Genomic DNA, 2,478 nt, shown 5'->3' with positions numbered 1-2,478 from the left:
CTTCGTCGCTTCGCTCCTCGCAATGACGCCCCCTCACGAACACACCCGCACTTAGTTTCACCCATCACAAAGAAGTTTTGTTCGAAACCGCTTCGCAAAACCTCCCGTAATTCGAGCCAACGACGTCGCTGCTGCTTCACGCTCACAGGTCGCAGCCACCGTTGTTGCCCAACTCGAATGCCGGCAATCGCCGGTCACAATCCAATCGGGAGACCCTCCATGTCGAAGCGTATTGCCTATCTCACCGCTGCAGCCTTCAGCGCGCTGGCCATCACCGCGACCGTCGTCGCGCCCGCCCGCGCCGAGGAAAAGACCGTCATGGTCGGCGGCGCCGCGATGTTCCCGTCCAAGAACATCGTCCAGAACGCCGTCAACTCGAAGGACCACACCACGCTGGTGGCGGCGGTGAAGGCAGCCGGCCTGGTGCCGACGCTGGAAGGCAAGGGCCCGTTCACCGTGTTCGCGCCGACCAACGCCGCCTTCGGCAAGCTGCCGGCCGGCACGGTCGACACCCTGGTCAAGCCCGAGAACAAGGCGACGCTGACCAAGATCCTCACCTACCATGTTGTGCCGGGCAAGCTCGAGGCGTCCGACCTCACCGACGGCAAGAAGATGAAGACCGCCGAAGGCGAGGAGCTGACGGTCAAGAAGCAGGACGGCAAGGTCTGGATCGTCGATGCCAAGGGCGGCACCTCGATGGTCACGATCTCCAACGTCAACCAGTCGAACGGCGTGATCCATGTGGTCGACACCGTGCTGATGCCGGCGACCTAACACCGCGCTGCCCGGCTTCATCCCCGAACCGGATGCGACGAAATGGCGAGCCGGGGGTCCCCGGCTCGCTTTATTGTGACCATGATAGCCCGCCGGTATCGATTCGATGCCGGGCAGGGCGTAACGAAAGCGGAAGCATCGGCGTATAATTGCTGTCAGACGATGTTCAGGACGGAACCGCCATGTCGAGCCTCACAGTCACCGACGAGCAGGTCAGCGCCACCCCGGCCAAAGTGATCCAGCCGGCCTGGGTCCGGGTCATGCACTGGGTCAACGCCCTCGCCATGATCCTGATGATCCTGTCGGGTTGGCAGATCTACAACGCCTCGCCGCTGTTCGGTTTCAGCTTTCCGCGCGACTACACGCTCGGCGGCTGGCTCGGTGGCGGCCTGCTCTGGCACTTTGCGGCGATGTGGCTGTTGATGATCAACGGCCTTGCCTATCTTGTCACCGGCCTTGCCACCGGCCGCTTCCGGAAAAAACTTCTGCCGATCACCCCGTCCGGCGTGCTCCACGATGTCAGGGCCGCGCTGACCTTCAAGCTCGGCCATGCCGATCTCTCCGTCTATAACTACGTGCAGCGCGTGCTCTATGCCGGCATCATCCTGGTCGGCGTGATCATCGTGCTGTCGGGGCTGGGAATGTGGAAGCCGGTGCAATTGCACTGGCTCGTGTCCCTGTTCGGCGACTATCCGACCGCACGCTACATCCATTTCTTCTGCATGGCCTCGATCTGCGCGTTCCTCGTCATTCACGTTTTACTCGCGCTGCTGGTGCCGAAGAGCCTGCGCGCGATGATCATCGGCCGCTAGAGCGGAGTAAGAACCATGGCCAAGCGCTCATTCCTGATTCCCGGCGTCGACAAGCGGCTGCTGATCAGGGACTCCATCAAGACGATGCCCGACGTCAGCCGCCGCCGCTTCATCGCGGGCGGCGCCAGCCTCGGCGCACTGACGCTGCTCACCGGCTGCGACGTGATCGACTCGTCCTCCGCCGAGGAGATGCTGAAGTCGGTTTCGAAATTCAACGACGCCGTGCAGGCCTTCATCTTCAATCCCGACGCGCTGGCGCCGACGTTTCCCGAGAGCGCGATCACAAAACCGTTTCCGTTCAACGCCTATTACGATCTCGACGACGCGCCCGATGTCGACGGCGAATCCTGGAAGCTCGAAGTCCGCGGCCTTGTCGACAACAAGAAGTCGTGGACGCTTCCGGAATTGTACAAGCTCCCGCAGGTCACGCAGATCACCCGTCACATCTGCGTCGAGGGCTGGAGCGCGATCGGCAGCTGGACCGGTACGCCCATGCGCGACTTCCTCAAGCTGATCGGCGCCGACACCCGTGCGAAGTACGTCTGGTTCCAGTGCGCCGACAAGGACGGCTACAATTCACCGCTCGACATGCGCACCGCGCTGCATCCGCAGACCCAGATGACGTTCAAATACGCCGGCGAAATCCTGCCGCGCGCGTATGGGTTTCCAATGAAGATCCGGGTGCCGACCAAGCTCGGCTTCAAAAATCCAAAATACGTGGTGTCGATGGAAGTCACCAACGACTACAAGGGCGGGTATTGGGAAGACCAGGGCTACAATTCGTTCAGCGGGAGCTAGCTAGTGTCGTCCCGGCGAAGGCCGGGACCCATATCGCGAGGTCTATCGATTTTCGCTAGATGCCAATTCCGAACGACCAGTCTTCGCCAAAATG

3 protein-coding genes are annotated in these 2,478 nt (G+C 61.6%); all 3 read left to right on the top strand.

The annotated features are described in order from the left end of the window. Positions 1–219 precede the first annotated feature (219 nt). The 3 genes from IVB47_RS08695 to IVB47_RS08685 all read left to right on the top strand — a co-directional run bounded on the left by IVB47_RS08695 (position 220) and on the right by IVB47_RS08685 (position 2,384). Complete coding sequence (locus tag IVB47_RS08695) at positions 220–774, top strand: fasciclin domain-containing protein (RefSeq protein ID WP_027566357.1); 555 nt, start codon at positions 220–222, stop codon at positions 772–774. A 182-nt stretch (positions 775–956) separates the two neighbouring features. After that, complete coding sequence (locus IVB47_RS08690) at positions 957–1,586, top strand: cytochrome b/b6 domain-containing protein (protein ID WP_247461042.1); 630 nt, start codon at positions 957–959, stop codon at positions 1,584–1,586. Positions 1,587–1,601: 15 nt separating this feature from the next. Then, the gene (locus tag IVB47_RS08685) at positions 1,602–2,384 is read left to right on the top strand and encodes a molybdopterin-dependent oxidoreductase (protein WP_247461040.1); all 783 of its coding nucleotides are present in this window, start codon (positions 1,602–1,604) and stop codon (positions 2,382–2,384) included. The last annotated feature ends 94 nt before the right edge of the window (positions 2,385–2,478 follow it).

The sequence above is a fragment of the Bradyrhizobium sp. 62 genome (assembly GCF_023073035.1).
Lineage (GTDB): Bacteria > Pseudomonadota > Alphaproteobacteria > Rhizobiales > Xanthobacteraceae > Bradyrhizobium.
Note: the sequence above shows the minus strand (reverse complement) of the source record. Positions and strands in the feature narration are given on the sequence as shown.